At 70.8% G+C, this 1,594-nt stretch carries 1 protein-coding gene; it reads left to right on the top strand.

The window, feature by feature from the left end:
- The first annotated feature begins 137 nt into the window (after window positions 1-137).
- Window positions 138-1,247 carry an IS110 family transposase gene (locus ACTQ48_RS11140; RefSeq protein WP_441015983.1) on the top strand — a complete coding sequence of 370 codons (1,110 nt, stop codon included), beginning with the start codon at window positions 138-140 and terminating at the stop codon, window positions 1,245-1,247.
- Window positions 1,248-1,594 lie beyond the last annotated feature (347 nt).

Here is a 1,594-nt window from a genome sequence, read left to right as displayed (position 1 = left end):
CAAGACGATATGAGAAAGCCATTTGGGTCGCCTCCCCCGCGGCGCAGCTTCTTTTCGCGGGCTCGGGATGCCACAATGGGCTTTGAGTATCGGCCCGTGCGGTAGCCCTTACCGCACCTGCGGGGAGGAGGCTTCCCATGCCCCATGTTACCTCCATCGGCCTGGACGTCCACGCGCGATCGGTCGCCGCCGCGGCGTTCAACCCCTTCACCGGCGAGGTGGTGCACCGTGACTTCGGGACGGACGCCGCCGAGATCGCGGAGTGGGCCCTCGGGTTCGAGGAGCCCAGGGCCTGCTACGAGAGCGGCCCCACCGGCTTCCACATGGCGCGCGAGCTGCGCGCGCTCGGCCTCGACTGCGCCGTGGCCGCCGTCTCCAAGATGCAGAGGCCGGCGGCGGACGCGCGCCGCAAGAACGACCGGCGCGACGCCGAGTTCATCGCCCGCATGCTCGCCACCCACAACATCGTGGAGGTCCCGCTGCCCGATGCGGCCGTCGAGGCCGCCCGGGACCTCGACCGCGCCCTCGACGACGCCACGGCGGAGTACCGCCGCGCCAGGCAGCGCCTCAACATGTTCCTGATCAGGCTGGGCCACGTCTGGGACGAGCGCAACGCCGACGGGACGAGGAGGGGATCCTGGACGCGCGCCCACTGGAGGTGGATATCCGGGATCAGGCTCGAGGGGCCCCAGCGCGACGTGCTCGAGTACTACGTCACGGCCGCGAGGTGCGCGGAGTCGGACCGCCGGCAGCTCGAGAAGAAGGTGCTCGCCCTCGCCCGGACCGACCGGTGGCGCCCGGCCGTCGAGGCGCTCTCCTGCATCAAGGGAATCGACACCCTGACGGCCTTCAGGCTCGCAGCCGAGGCGGGCTCCTTCACGAGGTTCCGGACGGCCCCGGCCTTCGCGAGCTGGTGCGGGCTGGTCCCGTCGGAGCGCTCGAGCGGCGAGACCGAGCGGCGCGGCGGGATAACCAAGACGGGCAACCGGCTCGCCAGGACGGCGCTGGTGGAGTCGGCGTGGCACTACCTGACGTGCACGCCCCGCCCGAAGGCCCCGGCGCCCGGCGCGGACGTCCCCGCGGCGATCCGGGCACGCGCCGACGACTGCACCGCCAGGCTCTGCCGTCGCCGCGAGGCGCTGGCGGCGGCGGGCAAGAGCCCGTGCAAGGCAAACGCCGCCGTCGCGCGCGAGCTCGCCTGCTGGGTCTGGGAGATCGGGCGCCGGGCGGAGGGGACACTCGGCTGACCCCGTCGGACAACAAGCCTCCCGCCGGGAGGGCCCGCGCCTCGACGCATCGCCGGCGCGCGTTCACGACCCTTTTTTGGGCAGCCCAAGGCAAGGGCCGCGCCCGTGAACAAGACTGGTTTCGGACGAGCGCGCCGGACGGAGAATCGAAATGCGGTGGGGTGCGCGGACATACCGGGCTGACCGCCGGCAGCGCGCCCGCAAGAGCCCGCGGATATTAGCTTGCCAGGCAAGCGTCGACTAAACGCGCAGCGTGCGCGGGCCCTCCCGACGGGAAACGAAAAAGCCCGGTTTAAAACCGGGCTCGAACAAACACGCCTATTGACAATGGCTTTCTCATATTAAAA

The sequence above is a fragment of the Collinsella sp. Sow4_E3 genome (assembly GCF_052116285.1).
GTDB lineage: Bacteria > Actinomycetota > Coriobacteriia > Coriobacteriales > Coriobacteriaceae > Collinsella.
This window is presented reverse-complemented; position numbering and strand designations above follow the sequence as displayed.